Origin of the sequence: Limnofasciculus baicalensis BBK-W-15 (genome assembly GCF_024178385.1) — a bacterium.
In the GTDB taxonomy this organism is placed as follows: Bacteria; Cyanobacteriota; Cyanobacteriia; order Cyanobacteriales; family Coleofasciculaceae; genus Limnofasciculus; species Limnofasciculus baicalensis.
In genome coordinates, this window is the sequence record NZ_JAMZMM010000723.1 from 1 (window position 1) to 1,255 (window position 1,255).

A 1,255-nucleotide genomic window follows, 5' to 3' on the forward strand; every position below is an offset into this window, starting at 1 on the left:
TGGAAACAAAAAATTCATCATAACTTCATCAGAACTTCTTGAAATCTTGATGTTTCTAACAGTAATACCGTGTTAAGTTAGAGATGTGGAAAGTTAAAGACTACAGACACCCAAATAGAATAAAAGGACGGTAGGGACAATGCCAGAAGTATCAACAGTACCATCAAACGGCAACGATGAAATTCAAGGTACTAATGCAGCCGATGTAATTAACGCATTACCTGGTAACGATCTAGTATATGGTCTCCGTGGCGATGACACCCTCCGTGGTGGTGCTGGCAACGACACCCTCAAAGGTGGTCGTGACAATGACACCCTCGGTGGTGGCCTTGGGGATGACCACCTCTATGGTGGTGCTGGCAACGATATCCTTCTTGGTGATGCTGGCGATGACAGCCTCATTGGTGGTCTTGGCAATGACAGCCTCATTGGTGGTGTTGGCAATGATATGCTTTGTGGTGATGCTGGCAACGATATCCTCTTTGGTGGTGCTGGCGATGACTTGCTCTTTGGCGGTGCTGGTAATGACAGGATCTATGACGGCGCTGGCAATGATATCATTTATGGTGGTCATGGCAATGACCAGATCTTCCTTGGCGGTGGTAATGATACTGTTGTTCTGTCCACTGCTGGTGGATTTGATACCATCTTCGACTTCGTCCAAGGTGCAACTACATTAAAGTCAAGCAGTGGCGGTACTCTAGATTTTAATTGGAATAGCAACAATACCAGTGCCAATGTCTACGACGGTGTAAATCTGTTAGCCGTTGTTAATATCTAACAATTATCTTCCTCTAGTATTTGGCTAAATTGATGGGTGATGGCTAAACTAGCTCACAGAAACCCGGTTTTTCAAAAAAACCGGGTTTCTTAAACCAATCAAAATTAGGATTGCTATCGCTGGAGGGGATTGTCTCTACCCGAAATTTGTGACTCTAGAAAACACGCCCTTTTAATAAATTGACATGAGTAACATCTTGCCGCTATTGAAGAAGTAAACGGATATAAAGAAACTATGATTTGCGGCGAAGAGCCGGAAATGTGTATCCGGTTGCGTCAGCTTGGGTGGAAAATCTGCCGTATTGATGCGGATATGACACTACATGATGCCGCCATGATGAAATTCAGTCAGTGGTGGAAGCGCTCTATCCGTAGTGGTTGGGCAATTGCAGAAGGTGTGGCTATCCACGGTAAATCCCCAACAGTTGCATCTTATGGAGATATATTTGGCAGAGAATTAATCGAATTTAGCCAA

At 44.3% G+C, this 1,255-nt stretch carries 1 protein-coding gene and 1 pseudogene; both read left to right on the forward strand.

Going from position 1 to position 1,255, the window contains the following annotated elements:
• The first annotated feature begins 139 nt into the window (after nt 1-139).
• The gene (locus NJ959_RS29740; RefSeq protein WP_254015366.1) at nt 140-781 is read left to right on the forward strand and encodes a calcium-binding protein; all 642 of its coding nucleotides are present in this window, start codon (nt 140-142) and stop codon (nt 779-781) included.
• Nucleotides 782-976: 195 nt separating this feature from the next.
• A pseudogene (locus tag NJ959_RS29745) lies at nt 977-1,255 on the forward strand (hypothetical protein); the annotation flags it as partial.